The 319-nt window shown below is 62.1% G+C and carries 1 protein-coding gene; it reads right to left on the minus strand.

All coding sequences use genetic code 11. From position 1 onward, the window contains the following. The coding region (locus tag HU760_RS24380; protein WP_217858988.1) for an immunoglobulin-like domain-containing protein at positions 1 to 319 on the minus strand (319 nt) is incomplete at both ends.

Genomic DNA, 319 nt, shown 5'->3' on the forward strand with positions numbered 1-319 from the left:
TCTCGGCCACCGAAGGCTGGTCGGCGGTGATGGTGACCTTGACCAGATCGCCTTCGTTGTTGCCGCCTGGATTGCCCGGTGTACCTGGCTCGTCGGTGACAGTGGTGCTGACGGGGGTCTTGTCCAGAGTCAGCTGCTCGAACTTACCGACGTCGGTGCCGCTGACCGAGGCGATCGATTTGATCACAGGGTCATTGGTGCCGACATAGACGTTATCCGGAGCGGTGACAGTGGCCGAACCGGTCGTGCCATTGGCCGGCACGGTGATGGTGGTGCCGTCGTTCAGGGTGAAGGTCAGCGCACCGTGCTTGTCGATCGA

This window comes from Pseudomonas oryzicola (genome assembly GCF_014269185.2).
Taxonomy (GTDB): Bacteria; Pseudomonadota; Gammaproteobacteria; order Pseudomonadales; family Pseudomonadaceae; genus Aquipseudomonas; species Aquipseudomonas oryzicola.